The sequence below is a fragment of the Pseudomonas sp. HY7a-MNA-CIBAN-0227 genome (assembly GCF_040310325.1).
Classification (GTDB): domain Bacteria; phylum Pseudomonadota; class Gammaproteobacteria; order Pseudomonadales; family Pseudomonadaceae; genus Aquipseudomonas.
The window spans coordinates 14,964-33,045 of record NZ_JBEOPT010000001.1 but is presented as its reverse complement, the minus strand read 5'-3'; the positions used below and the strand labels follow the sequence as shown (position 1 = coordinate 33,045).

17 protein-coding genes and 1 pseudogene are annotated in these 18,082 nt (G+C 58.7%); 8 read left to right on the top strand and 10 right to left on the bottom strand.

The genetic code is table 11. The annotated features are described in order from the left end of the window. Positions 1–8 precede the first annotated feature (8 nt). The 6 genes from AAEZ06_RS00165 to metG all read right to left on the bottom strand — a co-directional run bounded on the left by AAEZ06_RS00165 (position 9) and on the right by metG (position 6,024). Positions 9–515: an Rnf-Nqr domain containing protein gene (locus AAEZ06_RS00165; RefSeq protein WP_256666153.1), complete on the bottom strand. Its 507-nt coding sequence runs from the start codon at positions 513–515 to the stop codon at positions 9–11. Beyond that, positions 508–1,119: an RnfABCDGE type electron transport complex subunit G gene (locus tag AAEZ06_RS00160; protein WP_149411809.1), complete on the bottom strand. Its 612-nt coding sequence runs from the start codon at positions 1,117–1,119 to the stop codon at positions 508–510. The genes AAEZ06_RS00165 and AAEZ06_RS00160 overlap by 8 nt, the downstream gene beginning before the upstream one ends. Beyond that, positions 1,116–2,102 (bottom strand): RnfABCDGE type electron transport complex subunit D, encoded by a 987-nt coding sequence (locus AAEZ06_RS00155; RefSeq protein WP_149411810.1) that lies wholly within the window; start codon positions 2,100–2,102, stop codon positions 1,116–1,118. The genes AAEZ06_RS00160 and AAEZ06_RS00155 overlap by 4 nt, the downstream gene beginning before the upstream one ends. After that, the gene (gene rsxB, locus AAEZ06_RS00150) at positions 2,089–3,297 is read right to left on the bottom strand and encodes an electron transport complex subunit RsxB (protein ID WP_149411811.1); all 1,209 of its coding nucleotides are present in this window, start codon (positions 3,295–3,297) and stop codon (positions 2,089–2,091) included. Before rsxB ends, AAEZ06_RS00155 begins: the two co-directional genes overlap by 14 nt. Beyond that, the gene (locus AAEZ06_RS00145) at positions 3,294–3,872 is read right to left on the bottom strand and encodes an Rnf-Nqr domain containing protein (protein ID WP_149411812.1); all 579 of its coding nucleotides are present in this window, start codon (positions 3,870–3,872) and stop codon (positions 3,294–3,296) included. The genes rsxB and AAEZ06_RS00145 overlap by 4 nt, the downstream gene beginning before the upstream one ends. 100 nt (positions 3,873–3,972) lie before the next feature. Beyond that, positions 3,973–6,024, bottom strand: a complete 2,052-nt coding sequence (gene metG, locus AAEZ06_RS00140; protein ID WP_350612370.1) for a methionine--tRNA ligase — start codon at positions 6,022–6,024, stop codon at positions 3,973–3,975. 171 nt (positions 6,025–6,195) lie between these two features. On the opposite strand from metG, the gene apbC reads away from it, so the two are divergent. Then, complete coding sequence (gene apbC, locus AAEZ06_RS00135; RefSeq protein WP_149411814.1) at positions 6,196–7,290, top strand: iron-sulfur cluster carrier protein ApbC; 1,095 nt, start codon at positions 6,196–6,198, stop codon at positions 7,288–7,290. Positions 7,291–7,775: 485 nt separating this feature from the next. Here apbC and fdxA read toward each other — a convergent pair whose 3' ends face one another. Both fdxA and mutS read right to left on the bottom strand, forming a co-directional pair. Then, complete coding sequence (gene fdxA, locus AAEZ06_RS00130; RefSeq protein WP_149411816.1) at positions 7,776–8,099, bottom strand: ferredoxin FdxA; 324 nt, start codon at positions 8,097–8,099, stop codon at positions 7,776–7,778. A gap of 142 nt (positions 8,100–8,241) precedes the next feature. Beyond that, complete coding sequence (mutS, locus tag AAEZ06_RS00125; protein ID WP_350612367.1) at positions 8,242–10,833, bottom strand: DNA mismatch repair protein MutS; 2,592 nt, start codon at positions 10,831–10,833, stop codon at positions 8,242–8,244. 198 nt (positions 10,834–11,031) lie between these two features. Here mutS and AAEZ06_RS00120 point away from each other — a divergent pair, with 198 nt between their 5' ends. The 6 genes and pseudogenes from AAEZ06_RS00120 to recX all read left to right on the top strand — a co-directional run bounded on the left by AAEZ06_RS00120 (position 11,032) and on the right by recX (position 15,118). Then, positions 11,032–11,766: a LexA family transcriptional regulator gene (locus tag AAEZ06_RS00120; RefSeq protein ID WP_149411892.1), complete on the top strand. Its 735-nt coding sequence runs from the start codon at positions 11,032–11,034 to the stop codon at positions 11,764–11,766. A 588-nt stretch (positions 11,767–12,354) separates the two neighbouring features. Continuing rightward, positions 12,355–12,699, top strand: coding sequence for a phage holin family protein (locus tag AAEZ06_RS00115; RefSeq protein ID WP_149411893.1), 345 nt, complete (start codon positions 12,355–12,357; stop codon positions 12,697–12,699). A 58-nt stretch (positions 12,700–12,757) separates the two neighbouring features. Next, positions 12,758–12,924: pseudogene (locus AAEZ06_RS00110) on the top strand (lysis protein); the annotation flags it as partial. Positions 12,925–13,005: 81 nt separating this feature from the next. After that, entirely contained in the window at positions 13,006–13,506 is a 501-nt protein-coding gene (locus AAEZ06_RS00105) for a CinA family protein (RefSeq protein ID WP_149411894.1), read from the top strand. An 83-nt stretch (positions 13,507–13,589) separates the two neighbouring features. Continuing rightward, positions 13,590–14,642 carry a recombinase RecA gene (recA, locus tag AAEZ06_RS00100; RefSeq protein WP_149411895.1) on the top strand — a complete coding sequence of 351 codons (1,053 nt, stop codon included), beginning with the start codon at positions 13,590–13,592 and terminating at the stop codon, positions 14,640–14,642. Between the two features lie 8 nt (positions 14,643–14,650). Next, the gene (recX, locus tag AAEZ06_RS00095; RefSeq protein ID WP_149411896.1) at positions 14,651–15,118 is read left to right on the top strand and encodes a recombination regulator RecX; all 468 of its coding nucleotides are present in this window, start codon (positions 14,651–14,653) and stop codon (positions 15,116–15,118) included. A gap of 65 nt (positions 15,119–15,183) precedes the next feature. On the opposite strand, the gene AAEZ06_RS00090 is transcribed toward recX, so the two are convergent. Continuing rightward, complete coding sequence (locus AAEZ06_RS00090; RefSeq protein ID WP_149411897.1) at positions 15,184–16,293, bottom strand: LOG family protein; 1,110 nt, start codon at positions 16,291–16,293, stop codon at positions 15,184–15,186. 396 nt (positions 16,294–16,689) lie between these two features. Continuing rightward, positions 16,690–17,130, bottom strand: a complete 441-nt coding sequence (locus AAEZ06_RS00085; RefSeq protein WP_149411898.1) for a PA3611 family quorum-sensing-regulated virulence factor — start codon at positions 17,128–17,130, stop codon at positions 16,690–16,692. A 193-nt stretch (positions 17,131–17,323) separates the two neighbouring features. Here AAEZ06_RS00085 and AAEZ06_RS00080 point away from each other — a divergent pair, with 193 nt between their 5' ends. Beyond that, entirely contained in the window at positions 17,324–18,034 is a 711-nt protein-coding gene (locus AAEZ06_RS00080) for a tRNA-uridine aminocarboxypropyltransferase (RefSeq protein ID WP_149411899.1), read from the top strand. Positions 18,035–18,082: the final 48 nt, after the last annotated feature.

The window sequence follows — 18,082 nt, the reverse complement described above, 5'->3', positions numbered from 1 at the left end:
GCAAACGGTCAATGTGGTTTTGAGTGTTGGCCCCAGGCCTGCCACCCGGCGAGCAGCAATCCGAGCAGGATAAACCCTCCCGGTGCGAGTGTGGCGAAGGAGCTGCCACCCAATAAAGGGCGTAATAAGCCCAGGGCTGCCAGCAGCAGGCCAAATATGCCGAACAGTTGAAGGTGCGCCTTGACCTGGTCGGTCTGGAAAAAGCCGGTGGACTCAAGCAGCACACACTGAACGCTGATCAGTGCCAGGTAAATGCCCAGGTCCCGAGACAGGCTCAATGCAAAGGCCTGCAAGGCCAACTGCACGCAACTGACCCAGGTCGCGGCCAGCAATGAACTAGCGATCAGTTGCAGTCGGCCATTCAGGCGGTTTCGCACCAACCCCATGCTCAAGCCGTACATTGTCACAATCAACACCGCCAGCACCCAGAAGCTCAGAGCCTTGGGCAGTGTGTCGCTGACACCTATCAGCGGCGCAAGCATCAATGAGCCGGCCAGACCGCCAGATTTAGTCACGGGCAGGTACCTCCAGCAGGTGCTGACGATGTTCATCAAAGTAACGCAAGGCATCGTGGACCGCGTTGATCACTGCGCGGGAGGTAATGGTTGCGCCGGCCATTTGATCGAGTTGCCCGTTGTCTTTCTTCAAGGCCCAGGACGAATCCTGCGGGTTGCTGCGCGAAAGTCCCTGGAACGCCGAAAGCCAGGGATTCCCGGCCTCAGAGATATGTCCACCCAGGCTTGGGGTTTCCGACTGTTTCAGGGTTTTCACTCCCAGCAGTTTCCCGTTGCTGGCGATGACGATCAACAGTTCGATGCTACCGCCGTAGCCGGTGGTTTGAGAACGCAGCAACACGGCGCTGGGTTGCCCTGACAAGGTGGCGAGGTATCCATTGAGCAGTTGGCTGTTGTTCAGTACCAATGGCTTCACTGCCAGCGGATGCTCCAGTGGCTGGTTGTCGTAACTTGAGATGGGCAAGGCGTCCAGAAAGACTCGGCTTTGCAGCTCGCGTTGCTGCGAGGCGATGCGACTGGAGGTCAGTTGCTGCACGGCCAGGGTCAGGGCTGCCCCCGTCACGGCGACCAACAGCACGATCAAGAGTCCTCTGGCGGACTTCATACGTCCACCGATTGCGGTTTGGGCGTCGCCAGGCGTTCCAGCGCTGGCACCGCCAGATTCATCAGCAGCACGGCAAACGCCACACCATCAGGGTAACCGCCCCACGTACGAATCAGATGCGTCAGCAACCCCACGCCGGCACCAAAAAGTAAACGCGATCGCGGGCTTTTGGCGCCCGATACCGGCTCGGTGACTATAAAAAATGCCCCGAGCATGGTCGCGCCAGAGAACAGATGAAACAGCGGCGAACCATGGGAGTCGGACCCGGAGCCGTTCCAGAACAGCAGGCTGATCACGAACAGGCTGGCGAGCATGCCCACTGGCGCGTGCCAACTGAACACCCTTCGCTGCAGCAGAAAAAGCCCTCCAATGAGAAATGCCAGGTTCACCCATTCACTGCCTTTGCCGGCGATATGGCCGAAGGCCGGGCTGCTGGCGAACAGCTCGTCGATGGTCAGGCTTTTATTGATGCGCAGGGCATCCAGCGCCGTCGCCTGGGCCCAGGCATCGGGGGTATTCCCCTGCATACCGAACACCTGTTGCAGGCCGGCCAGCAGGTCCAGGCCTTGGGAGGCTGGCCAGTGGGTCATCGGTTGAGGAAAGGCCACCAGCATCAACGCATAACCGACCATGGCCGGATTGAAAGGGTTCTGGCTGGCGCCATACACGTGTTTGCCCAACAGTAATGCACTGCTCACAGCCGCTACACATAGCCACCACGGACAATAAGGCGGTAGCGCCAGGGCCAGCAAGGTTGCGCTCACCAAGCCGCTGAGATCGCTGGCGGGAATGCCGAGGCGGCGACCGCGTAGGCGATGGACCCCGGCTTCTACCGTCAACGCACAAATGCAGGCCAGCAGCAGATTGATCAACACCCCCCAGCCGTACAGCCAGAACAGCACCAGCAAGCCGGGTACCGTTGCCAGCAGCACGCGTTTCATCGCTTGTTGCTGGCGGTCGTCGACGGTTTCAAGTGCTGACATGGGCGTCCACCAGCCGTTGGGCTTCGTCGAGGTGTTGCCGGGCGACCGCCAGCTCGGTTTCGCTGGTGGCAGGTTGGCGCTCCAGTTTGCTCAGGTCCGCACGGGCATAGGCCAGAGCGGTTTTCAACTGGCGAAGCTGGCTGTCGATAGGGCGCTTTTCGATCCGTTGCAAATCGGGTCGTGGCTGTTCGCTGCCTTCCTCTGCGTGGTGCAAGGCCTGTTCGGCGGCCGTCAGCGCGGCACTCAATGCGGCCAGCTGCTGGGCGTCGGCGTGGTTGTCCTGGGCCTTTTTCAATTCTGCGCGGCGCATTGCGAACTGGATTTTGGCGCGCTTGAGGTCTGGGTCCTTATGCGTTGCAGGTGCCGCAACGACTGGGATACTGACTTCGAGCGAGGACAATTCCTGTTCGGCGACTTCGAATTGCTGCTGCAGGATGATCAGTTGCGACTGCTGCTCAAATGTCGGCGGATGACCAAAGGCTTTCAGGGACTTGTTGAGCTGGGACCGGCTCATGGCCAGGTTGATCTTGGCCTTTTTCACCGCCGCGTCCATCGCCGCGGCTTTTTGTGCGCGAACCCGCTCAATGGCCGCCTGGACAGGGTTGCTGCTCACTTCATCCACAGGTGCAGGGCGTTTGGTGCGAGCCAGACGTTCAGCAAGCTTGTGCTCTTCTTCGCGCTGCAGGCGTGCATTGCGCTGTTCGAAGCGGCGTCGGGTGTGGTCGCGCTTGGTGCTTCGGGCCTGACGCTCCTCGGCGGTGGTCGCCAGGTCGCCGACAACCGGCAGTACCGTGGCCAGGTGCAGCGGCTGCATTTCGATACAGTCAACCGGGCAGGGCGCGACACACAGGTCGCAGCCGGTGCACTCGTCGATGATCACCGTATGCATCAGCTTGGCGGCGCCGACGATGGCATCTATCGGGCAGGCCTGGATGCACTTGGTGCAGCCGATACACTCCGCTTCGCGGATAAAGGCGATCTGCGCCGGCGCTTGGCCTCGGGAACTGTCCAGTTCCAGCACGGCCACGTTTAACAACTGCGCCAGCCCTGCGATGGTTTCCTGTCCACCTGGCGGGCACTTGTTGATGGCTTCGCCCTGGGCGATGCCTTCGGCGTAGGGTTTGCAGCCGGGGTGTCCGCATTTGCCGCACTGGGTCTGCGGCAGCAAAGCGTCGATACGTTGGATCAGGCTCATGGTTTGATCATTGCGTTGAAACCCAGAAAGGCCACGGCCATCAGCCCCGCGCTGATCAGTTCGACCGGCAAGCCCCGAAAGGGCAGCGGGATATCGTTGCTGACTATGCGCTGGCGCAGGTCATTGAACAGGCTCAGCACCAGCCAGAAACCCAGGCCGGCGCCCAGGCTCAGGGCGCTCATGTGCGCCAGGCCTTTATCGTCCTCGGTACCCAGCAACACCACGCCCAATACCCCGGCATTCCCCAGCAGCAACGGCCACAGGCCATCGAACGACAGCTTGGGTAGCTGGTGGGATAGCACGCTCAGCAGCGGCTTGATCAACAACACCGTGACCGGTAAAAAAATAAACAGTCGCAGGGATGTCAGCGCCAGTGGCTGCAAAAGATAGTGATCAAGCAGATAGCCCAGAATGCCACTTAGCAGCATCAGCACGGTCGTGGCCACGCCCAGGGCATGCACTCGCTTGAGTGAATCCGCACTGGAGGCCAGCACCGGATCGACAGCCAGCGGCATCTGCAACACGAAGTTGCTGATCAGGGCCGTGCTGACAAGGGTGAGAAGCATATCGGTCATGGTCATGCCGGGCTAAGCAAGCAGAATCCGATTATCCGGCAAGCGAGAAGGGGGCACTAGCCCTGTGGCGAGCGGGCTTGCCCGCTCGCCACAGATGGTTTTACTTGATGCGTTGGCCAGGCTTGGCGCCACTGTCCGGGCTGAGCAGGTAGATTTCTTCACCACCAGGGCCGGCCGCCATCACCATGCCTTCGGAAATGCCGAAGCGCATTTTCCGTGGCTTGAGGTTGGCGATCATCATGGTCAGGCGACCTTCCAGCCTGGCCGGGTCCGGGTAGGCACTCTTGATTCCGGAGAATACATTGCGCTGCTCGTCACCGATGTCCAGGGTTAGGCGCAGCAGCTTGTCTGCGCCTTCAACGGCTTCGGCCTTGAGGATCAGCGCGACGCGCAGGTCGACGGCGGCAAAGGCGTCGAAGTCGATCTCTGCCGACAGCGGATCTTTCGCCAGCTCACCGTTGCCTTTTGGGGCTGTCTCGCCGGTATCGGTCTGGCTGGCCGCAAGGTCTTCTTTCGAAGCGTCGGACATGGCCTGGACCTTGACCGGATCGATGCGGGTCATCAGCGGCTTGAACTCATTTAGCTGATGGTCGCTGAGCAGGGTGGCGTGGTCATTCCAGGTCAGCGGCGCGACGTTGAGGAACGCCTCGGCATCGGCAGCCAGCAACGGCAGCACCGGCTTGAGGAAGATCACCAGTTGGCGGAACAGGTTGACGCCTGTGGCGCAGATCGCCTGGACTTCAGCCTGCTTACCTTCCTGTTTGTTCAGCGACCACGGCGCCTTGTCGGCGATCCAGGCGTTGGCGCGGTCGGCCAGTCCCATGATATCGCGCATGGCGCGGGCAAAGTCACGGGCTTCATAGGCTTCAGCGATGCTCGGTGCGGCGGCCAGGAATGCATCGGTCAGTTCTGGTGCGGCATTCTCTGCCACCAGCACACCGGCATTGCCCTTGTGGATAAAACCGGCGCAACGGCTGGCGATATTGACAACCTTGCCCACCAGGTCCGAGTTGACCTTCTGTACGAAGTCTTCCAGGTTCAGGTCCAGGTCATCGACGCCACGGCCCAGCTTGGAGGCGTAGTAATAGCGCAGGTATTCCGGCGACAGGTGGTCCAGGTAGGTCCGTGCCTTGATAAAGGTGCCACGGGACTTGGACATCTTCTGGCCGTTGACCGTCAGGTAGCCGTGGACATTGATGGCGGTCGGCTTGCGGTAGCCCGAGCCTTCGAGCATCGCCGGCCAGAACAGGGCGTGGAAGTTGATGATGTCCTTGCCGATGAAGTGATACAGCTCGGCGGTGGAGTCCTTGCCCCAGAACGCGTCGAAATCCAGTTCAGGACGACGGGCGCAGAGGTTCTTGAAGCTAGCCATGTAGCCGATGGGTGCGTCCAGCCAGACGTAGAAGTATTTACCGGGCTCATCGGGGATTTCGAAACCGAAGTACGGCGCATCGCGGGAGATGTCCCACTGTTGCAGGCCGGCATCCAGCCATTCGGCGATCTTGTTGGCCACGGCGTCCTGCAAGGTGCCGCTGCGGGTCCAGGTTTGCAGCATTTGCTGGAAATCCGGGAGCTTGAAGAAGAAGTGCTGGGAATCCTTGAGCACCGGAGTGGCGCCAGAGATCGCCGACTTCGGATCTTTCAGGTCGGTAGGCGCGTAGGTGGCGCCACATTTTTCGCAGTTGTCGCCGTACTGGTCTTCGGTGCCGCACTTCGGGCAGGTGCCCTTGATGAAGCGGTCGGCCAGGAACATTTTCTTTTCCGGGTCGAAATACTGGGTAATCGAGCGCGTGGCAATGTGCCCGGCGTCCCGCAACCGCAGGTAGATCTGGCTCGACAACTCACGGTTTTCTTCGGCGTGGGTCGAGTGGAAGTTGTCGAAGTCCACCAGGAACTCGGCAAAGTCGGCGCTGTGTTCAGCCTGCACATTGGCGATCAGTTGTTCCGGGGTAATGCCTTCCTTCTCGGCGCGCAACATGATGGCCGAACCGTGGGCGTCGTCCGCGCAGACATAAATGCATTCATTACCGCGATGCTTCTGGAAGCGCACCCACATATCGGTCTGGATGTACTCAAGCATATGGCCAAGATGGATAGAACCATTGGCATAGGGCAGGGCGCTGGTGACGAGGATCTTGCGTGGCTCGGACATGGGGCTCGGCTATTTGATGAAACGGAGGTCGGCCACTATAAAGCGCTGGGCAATTTATTTCACCCCGTGGCGTTGTTTCAGCGTTTTCCATCACCGCGAAAGCAACCCGCTCAAGGGGTAGAACGGTTAGGATAACCACCTGTTTTAGTCTGTCTTTTTCGGGAGTAGCTCATGAGCGCCGTCAATCGCGCAGCGGTGGAAGCCGTTCTTCGCCTGTACACCGACCCCTACCTGAACCAGGACCCGGTCAGCGCCGGCTGTGTCCGCGCCATCGACGTCCAGGGCGATCAGGTCACGGTCCAGCTTGAGCTGGGTTACGCCGCAGGCCTATTCAAGAGTGGCTGGGCGCAGATGCTGCAAATGGCTATTGAAGGCATGGACGGTGTTCGCACGGCCAGGGTCGATATCCAGTGCGTGATCGCCCCGCACAAGGCCCAGGCGCAGATTCCGGGCCTGGCCAACGTCAAGAACGTGGTGGCCGTGGCTTCCGGCAAGGGTGGTGTGGGCAAATCCACCACGGCCGCCAACCTGGCCCTGGCCCTGGCCCGTGAAGGCGCACGGGTGGGGATTCTCGACGCCGATATCTATGGGCCTAGCCAGGGCGTGATGTTCGGCATCGCCGAAGGCACCCGGCCGAAGATCAAGGACCAGAAGTGGTTCGTGCCGATCGAGTCCCACGGTGTGGAAGTGATGTCCATGGCTTTCTTGACCGACGACAACACGCCGATGGTCTGGCGCGGGCCGATGGTGTCCGGCGCCCTGTTGCAACTGGTCACGCAGACCGCCTGGGGCGACCTGGACTACCTGGTGGTCGACATGCCGCCGGGTACCGGTGATATCCAGCTGACCCTGGCGCAAAAGGTGCCTGTTGCCGGTTCGGTGATCGTTACCACGCCCCAGGACCTGGCGTTGCTGGATGCCAGGAAAGGCGTGGAAATGTTCCGCAAGGTCAACATTCCGGTGCTCGGCGTTGTGGAGAACATGGCGGTGCACATCTGCTCCAACTGCGGCCATGCCGAACATCTGTTCGGTGAAGGCGGCGGTGAAAAGCTCGCCACCCAGTATGGTGTTGAGCTGCTGGCCTCGCTGCCGCTGTCCATGGGCATTCGTGAGCAGGCCGATGGCGGTAAGCCTACCGTGGTTGCCGAACCGGATGGCCCGATCGCCATGGTTTATCAGGAACTGGCCCGGCACGTGGGCGCGCGGATCGTCTTGCAGGAAGCAGGCGCCCAAGCGATGCCGACCATCACTGTCAGCGACGACTGATTCACATGAAGGTAAAAAAGCCTCGACTGTGTCGGGGCTTTTTCTTGCCTGTGTCATGCACTGGGTGGAGTTTGCATAGTTGTTGGTGTAAGCATTCACTTACTTTTTCGTAAGCGTTTGGTTTTTTTACCAGGGATGGATGGCTTTAATGATTTTGTTTGGTTTTTATCTTGTTGAAAAATAACAACTATTTATTCTGATCTTGATCGGCTGGCCGGTAGTTCAGCCGGTTGCATACCGTTGAACTTCATCGGGAACTCTCTAATATCAGCCCTGTGTCCACGGATTGACACGGTCATCAAGGAATGATGATTCAAGGAACATCGCAGGATGCGATTCATCAGGATGATGAAAAGGAACACAGGGACTAGGGAAAAAATGTGGGCGGGTCAAACCGCCCCTTTTTTTTGCCCGCAGAAAAGTAACAGCCTGTTCCTGAAATGCAAAAAGGCCCGCAAGGGGCCTTTTGGGGGGCTGCGACGCTATCAGCGTTCGAGATCTTTGATCTTGCCTTTCACGCCATCCCACTCTTCTGCATCGGGCAGGGATTCTTTCTTTTCAGTGATGTTCGGCCAGACTTCCGCCAACTCGACGTTCAACTGAATAAATTCCTGCATGCTTTCCGGGACTTCGTCCTCGGAGAAAATCGCGACGGCCGGGCATTCTGGTTCACACAGGGCGCAGTCAATGCACTCATCCGGGTGGATTACCAGGAAGTTCGGGCCTTCGTAAAAGCAGTCCACCGGACAGACTTCTACGCAGTCGGTGTACTTGCATTTGATGCAGTTGTCGGTGACGACGAAGGTCATTTCTAATTTTCTCCTCAGGCGGCGGCAGCGAAGCCCCTTGCAGCAGGGCTCGCGAGGTTTGAGAGCGATAGTCTGCAGACCAGGCTAAAAGCCCGCAGCATCCCAAACCGCGCGAGATTCTATCAGTTTGCAAGCGTCTGCGTTAGACCCGTGTCTTCAGTGCATAGAGCATTTCCAGTGCTTTTCGCGGACTCAAGTCATCTAGATCAAGCTTTGCCAGCTCATCCAACACCGGATGGGGCAGGCTGGCGAACATGTCGCTCTGTTGCGGAATCCCAGGCTTGTTTGCCGCCTTTGTCGGACTGGCCACGGCAATCTCGTGGGGTAGGGCGGCGGCTTCCAGGCGGCTCAAGTGCTCGCGGGCACGGGTGATGACTTCGCTCGGCACCCCGGCCAGTTGAGCTACCGCCAGGCCGTAACTCTGGCTCGCCGGCCCTGGCAATACATGGTGCAGGAACACGATGCGCTCGTTGTGCTCGGTCGCATTGAGGTGCACGTTGGCCACCAGTGGTTCGTTTTCCGGCAGCACCGTCAGTTCGAAGTAATGGGTGGCAAACAACGTATAAGCCCGTAAATGTGCCAGCCGCTCGGCCGCTGCCCACGCCAGGGACAAGCCGTCGAAGGTGCTGGTGCCGCGCCCCACTTCGTCCATCAGCACCAGGCTGCGGTCGGTGGCGTTGTGCAGGATGTTGGCGGTTTCGCTCATTTCCACCATAAAGGTCGAACGGCCACCGGCCAGGTCATCGCTGGAACCGATCCGGGTGAAGATCCGGTCTACCAGAGACAACTCGCAACTGGCCGCCGGCACGAAGCTGCCGATATGGGCCAGCAACACGATCAATGCGGTCTGGCGCATGTAGGTGGATTTACCGCCCATGTTCGGACCTGTGATCACCAGCATGCGGGTATCGTCGTCCAGCGACAGGTCGTTGGCGACGAACGGCGTGGTCAGCACTTGCTCAACCACCGGGTGACGCCCCTGGACAATGCGCATGCACGGCTCGCTGACAAAACGCGGGCAGTTCAGGTCTAGGTTCAGCGCACGCTCGGCCAGGTTGCTCAGCACATCCAGTTCCGCCAGGGCGGCGGCGGTGTCCTGCAGCGGTGGCAGCCGGCCAATCATGTCTTCGAGCAACGCTTCATAGAGCATCTTTTCCCGGGCCAGGGCGCGGCTCTTGGCCGACAGCGCCTTGTCTTCAAAGGCCTTGAGTTCCGGGGTGATGAAGCGCTCTGCACCTTTAAGGGTCTGGCGCCGGATATAGTCAGCCGGGGCCTGCTCGGCCTGTTTGCTGGGCAACTCGATAAAATAGCCGTGGATGCGGTTGTAGCCGACCTTCAGATTGGCCAGGCCGGTGCGGGCTTTTTCGCGCGTTTCCAGGTCGATCAGGAACTGCCCGGCGTTTTCGCTTAGCGATTGCAGTTCGTCCAGCTCGCTGTCGTAACCGGTTTTCAGCACTCCACCGTCGCGGATCACTGCGGGCGGGTTGTCGTTGATGGCGGTTTCCAGCAGTGCAGCCAGCTCCGGATAAGTGCTGGTGGTCACGGCCAGTTGCCTGAGGTGCGGCGCGTCCAGGTCTGTCATCGCCACTTGCAGCTCAGGCAGGGCGCCAAGGGCGTCACGCAGGCGTGCCAAGTCACGAGGGCGGGCGTTACGCAAGCCAATCCGTGCCAGGATTCGTTCGATATCGCCGATTTCCTTGAGCTGCGGTTGCAGCTTTTCAAAACCATAGCCGTCCAGCAGGCAGGTAATGGAGGACTGGCGCGCTTGCAGCACGGTCAAATCCCGCAGCGGACGGTTCAACCAGCGGGTCAGCAGACGGCTGCCCATGGCGGTCTGGCAACGGTCGACGACCGATTGCAGCGTGTTATCACGACCACCGGCCAGGTTGGTGTCCAGTTCCAGGTTGCGACGGCTGGCGCCATCGAGCACAACGGTCTCGTCCAGGCGCTCATGGCGCAGCCTGCGCAGGTGCGGCAGGGCGGTACGCTGGGTTTCCTTGGCATAGCTGAGCAGGCAACCTGCGGCACCGATGGCCAGGGTCAGGTTTTCGCAACCAAAGCCCTTGAGGTCTTGCACGGAGAACTGCTGGCACAGACTTTTCAATGCTGAGTCGCGCTCAAAATCCCACGGCGCACGACGCTTGGTCCCACGGCGTTTTTCCGCCGGCAGGTCTTTGGGCCAGTCATCCGGAATCATCAGTTCCACCGGGTTGACGCGCTCCAACTCCGCCAGCAGGTTTTCCCAGCCCTTGATCTCCAGTACGGTGAAGTTGCCGCTGGTGATATCCAGCACGGCCAGACCGAACAGCCGCTCGTCCCCTAGCACCGCTGCGATCAGGTTGTCCCGGCGCTCATCCAGCAGCGCCTCATCGCTCACCGTCCCCGGTGTAATGATGCGCACCACCTGACGATCCACCGGCCCCTTGCTGGTCGCCGGGTCGCCGACCTGCTCACAGATCACCACCGACTCACCCAGCTTGACCAACTTCGCCAGGTAGCCTTCCGCGGCATGGTAAGGAATCCCACACATCGGAATCGCTTGCCCGGCCGACTGCCCGCGCGCCGTCAGGGTAATGTCCAGCAACTTGGCGGCCTTCTTCGCGTCTTCGTAGAAGATCTCGTAGAAATCGCCCATGCGATAGAACATCAACTGATCAGGGTGCTGGTTTTTCAGGCGCCAGTACTGCTGCATCATTGGGGTGTGGGAGGACAGGTCGGAAGTGTTTTTACTCATCGGATACTTAGCGAGTTCGTTGAAAGTGATGGGGCAAAGGGGGCGCTTGGCCCAGCATTTTTTGCGATGGGCGCAAGGTTAACACGCAAGGTCAGGGGTCTGCAGTTCACAAGCGGCCAGGTATAAATGCATTTTTTATGCATTAAATATGCTAGATAGCATTTGCCATCCACCAAAACTACCTTCAGTATCCGCTTTATGCAAAAACGCAACGTTTCCATTGTCTTAAGAGAGCTGCTGGATCGCGACGGGATCTCCCCCACGGAGCTTCACCGGCGTACTGGCGTGCCTCAATCCACACTGTCACGGATTCTCAGCGGCAAGATCGTTGACCCGTCGGACAAGCACATCTCCCGCATCGCCGAGTACTTTCGCGTCAGCACTGACCAACTGCGCGGGCGCGCAACGTTGGCGCCTGCGCGGGGAGACGAGCGTGACCCGATGCATTCGGAACTCAAGGACATAAGCCTGTGGGACGACGATACCCCCATCAACGATGACGAGGTGTCGATCCCCTTTCTGCGCGAGGTTGAATTGGCTGCTGGATCAGGAAGATTCGTCATCGAGGAAAGCGAGAAGGCCAGCCTGCGTTTTGGCAAACGCAGCCTGCGCCACAATGGTGTGCAGTTCGACCAGGCTAAATGCGTGACGGTACGCGGCAACAGCATGCTGCCGGTGTTGCGAGACGGCGCGACGGTGGGGGTCAATGCCGGCAAGTGCGGGATTGGTGACATCGTTGATGGTGACTTGTATGCCATCAATCACAACGGTCAATTGCGGGTCAAACAGCTCTATCGCTTGCCTTCGGGGATTCGCCTGCGCAGCTTCAATCGCGACGAGCATCCGGACGAGGACTACAGCTTCCAGGAAATCCAGGAAGAACAGATCAGCATCCTCGGCCACGTTTTCTGGTGGGGCATGTACGCTCGTTAACCCTCTTCTGTAAGACAAAACCCGCCACCGAGCGGGTTTTTTTCACCTGCGCAAAACTGCCAATCCCCTTGCTTGCGGGCCTTAATACATCTGCGCATTAAATTTTGGAAATAAATGCATTTGTGCATTGACTGTATATGCATACATGCATATTCTTTGTCTCAAGCCAGCCAACAAGGCTTGGTGGAGGTGGCAAGGAAGCCGCCAAGGAAGACAGGGAAAGCACGTAATACCGGCATGGACGCCACCGAGCGGTGGCACGGATGCCAGGCAACACCGGCAAGGAAGCCGACGCTCTTTAGTTTCACGGTTTTACAACAGGCAGCGATGAATCGGCCTTAACGGTTCAGAGGGTTGGCAACTGACCCGGGTGTGCAGCGTAAAGCACCAAAAGCAGTTATCCGGCAGACAGGGATCGTGGTCGGAAAAACATTCAGGAAAGATCCGTACCGCGCCAGTAGCGCCCAAGGACCGCATTACTGAAAAGCCCGGGTAACCGGGCTTTTCAGTAATGCCTACCTACATATGCACACCGATTTATCAAACAACCGGCGACCTGCCGGTATCACTCATTCCAGGAGGCGTGACATGACAAGCGAGCAGCAAGTGTTAGCGGAAATGCCTATCTGGCTGGTCGTTGTATTGGCGGTAATAGGCGGCGTTTCCGGAGAAATGTGGCGCGCCGATAAAGAAGGCGCCCGCGGTTGGGCACTGGTCCGACGCCTGGCCCTGCGCTCCGGGGCCTGCATGGTCTGCGGGGTTTCGGCATTGATGTTGTTGTACGCCGCCGGCATGTCGATCTGGACCGCTGGTGCCATTGGTTGCCTGACGGCCATGGCCGGTGCGGACGTGGCTATCGGGCTTTATGAGCGTTGGGCGGCCAAGCGGATCGGGGTGAATGAGCCACCCAACCGCCATCCGGACCAGCAGTGATCGTTGCAAGAAGCTACTTGATGACACGTATCGAAAAACCTTCACAACTACTGTTCGCTGCTCAGTGCCTACCACCACCATCCCCGGCGGGGTGGTTCATGGAGCCCCGCGGCCCGACTTGCCCCGGCGCATGCTCAACGAGTTATCAGCAGCACCGCTGCCGGCGATAACGGACTGATTGCACTGCGGGCCTGCCAGGCTTATGGGCGGACCATCGTTCGTTAGCATCTTGTTCCAGTCTGCATCTTGCATGGGCGATACGCTCCTGTAGGGTAGGCATTCGCCCGCCCGCTCCTGGAGACGATCGTGAAGGAAATTACCCAACTTGCCGCTGAACTGGGCCGATGTTTGCAGGTGCTCAATGCCTATGTCACCACTGCCGAGTCCTGCACCGGCGGCGGTATTGCCGAAGCGATCACGCGTATTCCAGGAAGCTCGGCCTGGTTCGAAGCGGGGTATGTCACCTACTCCAATCGACAAAAAAACCGCCAGCTGAATGTGCCGCAAGCACTGTTCCCCAAAGTCGGCGCCGTCAGCCGTGAAGTGGTTGAGGCCATGGTCAAGGGCGCCCAGGAGAAAAGCCTGTCGCGTTTTGCTGTAGCCGTCAGCGGCGTGGCGGGGCCCGATGGCGGTTCGCTGGACAAACCGGTGGGCACCGTATGGCTGGCCTGGGGTGTTGGCGAGGACGTCACGGCCGAGTGCCAGCATTTTCCTGGCAACCGCGATGAGGTTCGCCGACAAACGGTAAAGGCCGCTTTAGAGGGGTTGTTGCGACGAGCTGCAGTAGAAATAGAAAATCAGGGGTAGGCGATCCCGGATCTTTGTGGAACAATACTGTCTACTTATACAGGTGTTGGCCGCCAGGCCTTATTGATTACGTGAGGACTTTAATGGACGACAACAAGAAGAAAGCCTTGGCTGCGGCCCTGGGTCAGATCGAACGTCAATTCGGCAAGGGTGCCGTAATGCGTATGGGCGATCATGACCGTCAGGCGATCCCGGCTATTTCCACTGGCTCTCTAGGTCTGGACATTGCGCTCGGCATTGGCGGCCTGCCAAAAGGCCGTATCGTTGAAATCTACGGTCCTGAATCTTCCGGTAAAACCACTCTGACGCTGTCGGTGATTGCCCAGGCGCAAAAGATGGGCGCCACCTGCGCGTTCGTCGATGCCGAGCACGCCCTGGACCCTGAATACGCTGGAAAACTGGGCGTCAACGTTGACGACCTGTTGGTATCTCAACCGGATACCGGTGAGCAGGCCCTGGAAATCACCGACATGCTGGTGCGTTCCAATGCTGTCGACGTGATCGTTATCGACTCCGTGGCGGCCCTGGTACCAAAAGCTGAGATCGAAGGCGAAATGGGCGACATGCACGTCGGCCTGCAAGCCCGTCTGATGTCCCAGGCCCTGCGTAAAATCACCGGTAACATCAAGAACGCCAACTGCCTGGTGATCTTTATCAACCAGATTCGGATGAAGATCGGCGTGATGTTCGGCAGCCCGGAAACCACCACCGGTGGTAACGCACTGAAGTTCTACGCTTCGGTCCGTCTAGACATCCGCCGTACTGGCGCGGTGAAGGACGGCGACGAAGTGGTCGGTAGTGAGACCCGCGTCAAAGTCGTGAAGAACAAGGTGGCTCCGCCGTTCCGTCAGGCCGAGTTCCAGATTCTCTACGGCAAGGGTATCTACCTGAACGGCGAAATGATCGACCTGGGCGTGCTGCACGGCTTCGTTGAAAAATCCGGTGCATGGTATGCCTACAACGGTAGCAAGATCGGTCAGGGTAAGGCCAACTCGGCCAAGTTCCTGGCAGACAACCCGGATATCGCTGCGACTCTTGAGAAGCAGATCCGCGACAAGCTGCTGACTCCGCCAGCCGATGTCAAAGCAAACTCGACCAGAGAAACCGCTGACGACCTGGCCGACGCTGACATCTGAGCTAAACGATGACCGTCGTACTGGATACACTTGTCGCCGTTCGGCGCACTGCAATGGACCTGCTCGCGCGACGTGAGCACGGTCGAGTCGAGCTGACGCGTAAACTGCGTCAGCGCGGCGCTTCTCCCGAGATGATCGACACAGCTCTTGACCGTTTGACGGAAGAGGGACTGCTTTCGGAAGCCCGTTATCTTGAGAGTTTTGTTTCCTATCGAGCCCGTTCTGGTTACGGCCCTGCGCGGATTCGCGAGGAGCTGAGCCAGCGTGGCCTGCAACGTGCTGATATCGATCTCGCCTTGCGTGAGTGCGGTATCAGTTGGCAGGCACAACTGGAAGACACTTGGCGGCGCAAGTTTGCCGGACATCTGCCGATTGATGTCCGCGAGCGTGCGAAACAGGGACGTTTTCTGAGTTATCGTGGATTCTCGATGGAGATGATCAGCCGCCTATTGAGTGGTCGGGAGATGGACGACTGAGTGTTGATAGATGCATATAAAAATGGCTCGCTATGAAAATAGCGGGCCATTTTTTGCTTCTGATTTTACGCGGGCTCTTGTACCCGTTGTTGCGTCTTCCCCTGAGCCTCGGCCCAGTTCTCCGGTAAGTTGATGTAGTCCACCAACTCCCGCAGTCGACCCTGGTAGCGGCCATTAAAATTGAATGCCAATCGCGTCAGGTGGCTGAAGTGCGATTCATCGTGTTCCTCGCCCGCGTAGGCGTGCTGATGGAAGTCATCACTGAGTCGCAGGTCCGCAAAGGCTTCTTGGATATGCGCTAATGCGCGATCACTCAGGGGATGATTCATTCGGATCACAAACTGACGCTTCAGCCAGCGGGTGGAGTGGAAGTTGGCGTAGAACTGGTTGATTTCATTTACCGCCTCCTCGGCGCTGTACACCAGGCGAACCAGTTTGAGATCGGTGGGCAAGATATAGCGATTGGCTTCCAACTGGCTGCGGATAAAGTCCAGGGCGCCTTGCCAGAAACCGCCACCCGGTGCATCCAGCAGCACCACGGGAACCAGCGGGCTCTTGCCGGTCTGGATCAGGGTCAAGACTTCCAGTGCTTCATCAAGGGTGCCGAAACCACCTGGGCACAGCACCAACCCATCGGCCTCCTTGACGAAGAACAGCTTGCGGGTAAAGAAGAAGTGGAAGGACAGCAGGTTTTCCGTGCCATCAATGGTCGGGTTGGCATGCTGTTCGAAGGGCAGGGTGATATTGAATCCCAGGCTGTGCTCCAGGCCGGCGCCTTCGTGGGCGGCGGCCATGATGCCGCCACCGCCGCCGGTGATGACCATCAGGTCTGAGCGTGCGAGGGCCGCGCCAACTTCGCGAGCCAATGCATAGAGCGGGCTTTCCACAGGTGTGCGCGCCGAGCCGAACACAGTGACCTTGCGCCGGCCCTTGAACTGTTCCAACACCCGAAAGGCGTGGTCCAGTTCGCGGATTGCCTTCAAGGTAATCTTGGCATTCCAGCGGTTGCGGTCATCCTGCGCCATGCGCAGCACGGTAAGGATCATGTCGCGATAAAGAGGAATGTTCGGGCTGCTGGGGGCAATCAGGTTGAGTTGCGCTTCGACCTGCTGCGTGAGGTCGGTCCCGTTGTCTTGAAAATGGCGGATCAGAAGGTCATTCGGTTCGTAAGGCATTCAACTTATCCTTCTTCACAGAACCCTGGGTGCCTACGAGAAATTCGTTGGCGCCACGACACTTGCATGTGTCGCTGCCTGCCTCGGCGGCGTTGCCGGGCACTACACGGGGTTCGTCGGGCCTCTGGTAGCGGAGGTGGGCGAAACCGGCTCTGTATATTCCCTGTGATTAAAAACCTTTGCACTGCAAGTCATGCGAGGGCAACCCTCTTTTGCCCTGGAAATGCTACAGGGTGGAGTGTAAACCGGACGGTGCAGGTCATCAGTCTGATTTGATCATGAGCCCATAAAGTCTTGGCTGGCAATAGCTTATTGGGTATTGGTCAGGGAAACGGGGGGCATTACAGGAGGGTGTATTGCGCGCCGCTGATCAGCCGCGCGCGACAGTAGAGCGTCTTACTTTTTCTTCTTTGCAGCGGCCGGTGCCGGGCAGTCAGCCTCTTGGAACTTCACCGAAGCCACCGGGCGATTGGACTTGTTCTCGGTAATTTCGTAGCGCATCACGGCGCCCTTGGCCATCAGCTCGCGATAACCCTTGTTCAAGCACACGCTTTGGCCCAGCTGGAAATACACTGCCTTGGGGTTGGCGCGCATTTGCTCAGCACGGTCAGGCATTACGCTGAGATGATCAATCAGTTGTAGCCCTTCTACGGTGTAGGCCACTTCCAGGGTTTTCTCATCAATCTCCCTTGGCAGGTCTTTGTTACTTTCCGCCGCGACGCTTTGTAGCTTCTTGTTCAGTTGAGCCTCCAGCAAGGACGCAGCTTGGGCGCCTACAGGCAAAACCAGCGCGAGGGCGATGGACGGGGCAACAAAACGCGACATAAGACGCAGCATCAAACTCTCCTGATTCGGTTACTGGTGCTATGACCAGCCACTGCGCTATGCGTTCAGTGGCGCGCGATTATAGGGGCGCCTTGGGGCCACGGCCAGGCGTATTGAACGGGCAAGGCTCTGGTAAACTGCGGCGACTTTCGCCTTCCTGAGTTCTATTCGTGTCGATTTTTTCATGTTTACGGCGCCGCACCCGATGAGTCATGCCGTCTCCCGCTTGCGCGCCCAGCGCCTGGCTCGCGCCATCAAACCGTTTGTCGCCCGGGGTTCACGTGCCGAGCGGTGTCCCGGCTGCAGGGTGATTCCAGAATATTGCCTGTGCGCCTGGCGCCCGAAAGTGAACGCCAAATCCGCCATGTGCCTGCTGATGCATGATGTGGAGCCGCTCAAACCCAGCAATACTGGCTGGCTGATTGCCGATGTGATTGACGACACCAGCGCATTTCCCTGGTCGCGCACCGAAGTTGAGCCGCAGTTGCTGAGTTTGTTGGCTGATCCGCAGTGGCAGCCTTACATCGTTTTCCCTGGCGAATTTGTCGCCCCGGAGCGTGTGGTTAACCAGGTCAAGCTGGAGCAAGGCAAGCGCCCGCTTTTCATTCTGTTGGATGGCACGTGGAGTGAAGCCCGCAAGATGTTTCGCAAGAGCCCTTACCTTGAACACTTGCCGGTACTGAGCCTGGAGCCTGAGCAACTGTCGCGCTACAAGCTGCGTCGCTCCAAGCGGGATGACCATTTCTGTACAGCCGAGGTGGCCGCCTTGTGTCTGGAACTGGCCGACGATCAGTTGGCCGGCGAAGTACTGGACGCCTACCTGGATGTTTTTAGTACCCACTATCTGGCGGCCAAGTATCAATTGGCACTGGACCCGACAGACATCGTCCATACTCGCTTGACACCTTATCTATAGCCGTCATGGCCAGACGACATTTGCATGATGGCACTGTGAATGGCGCGC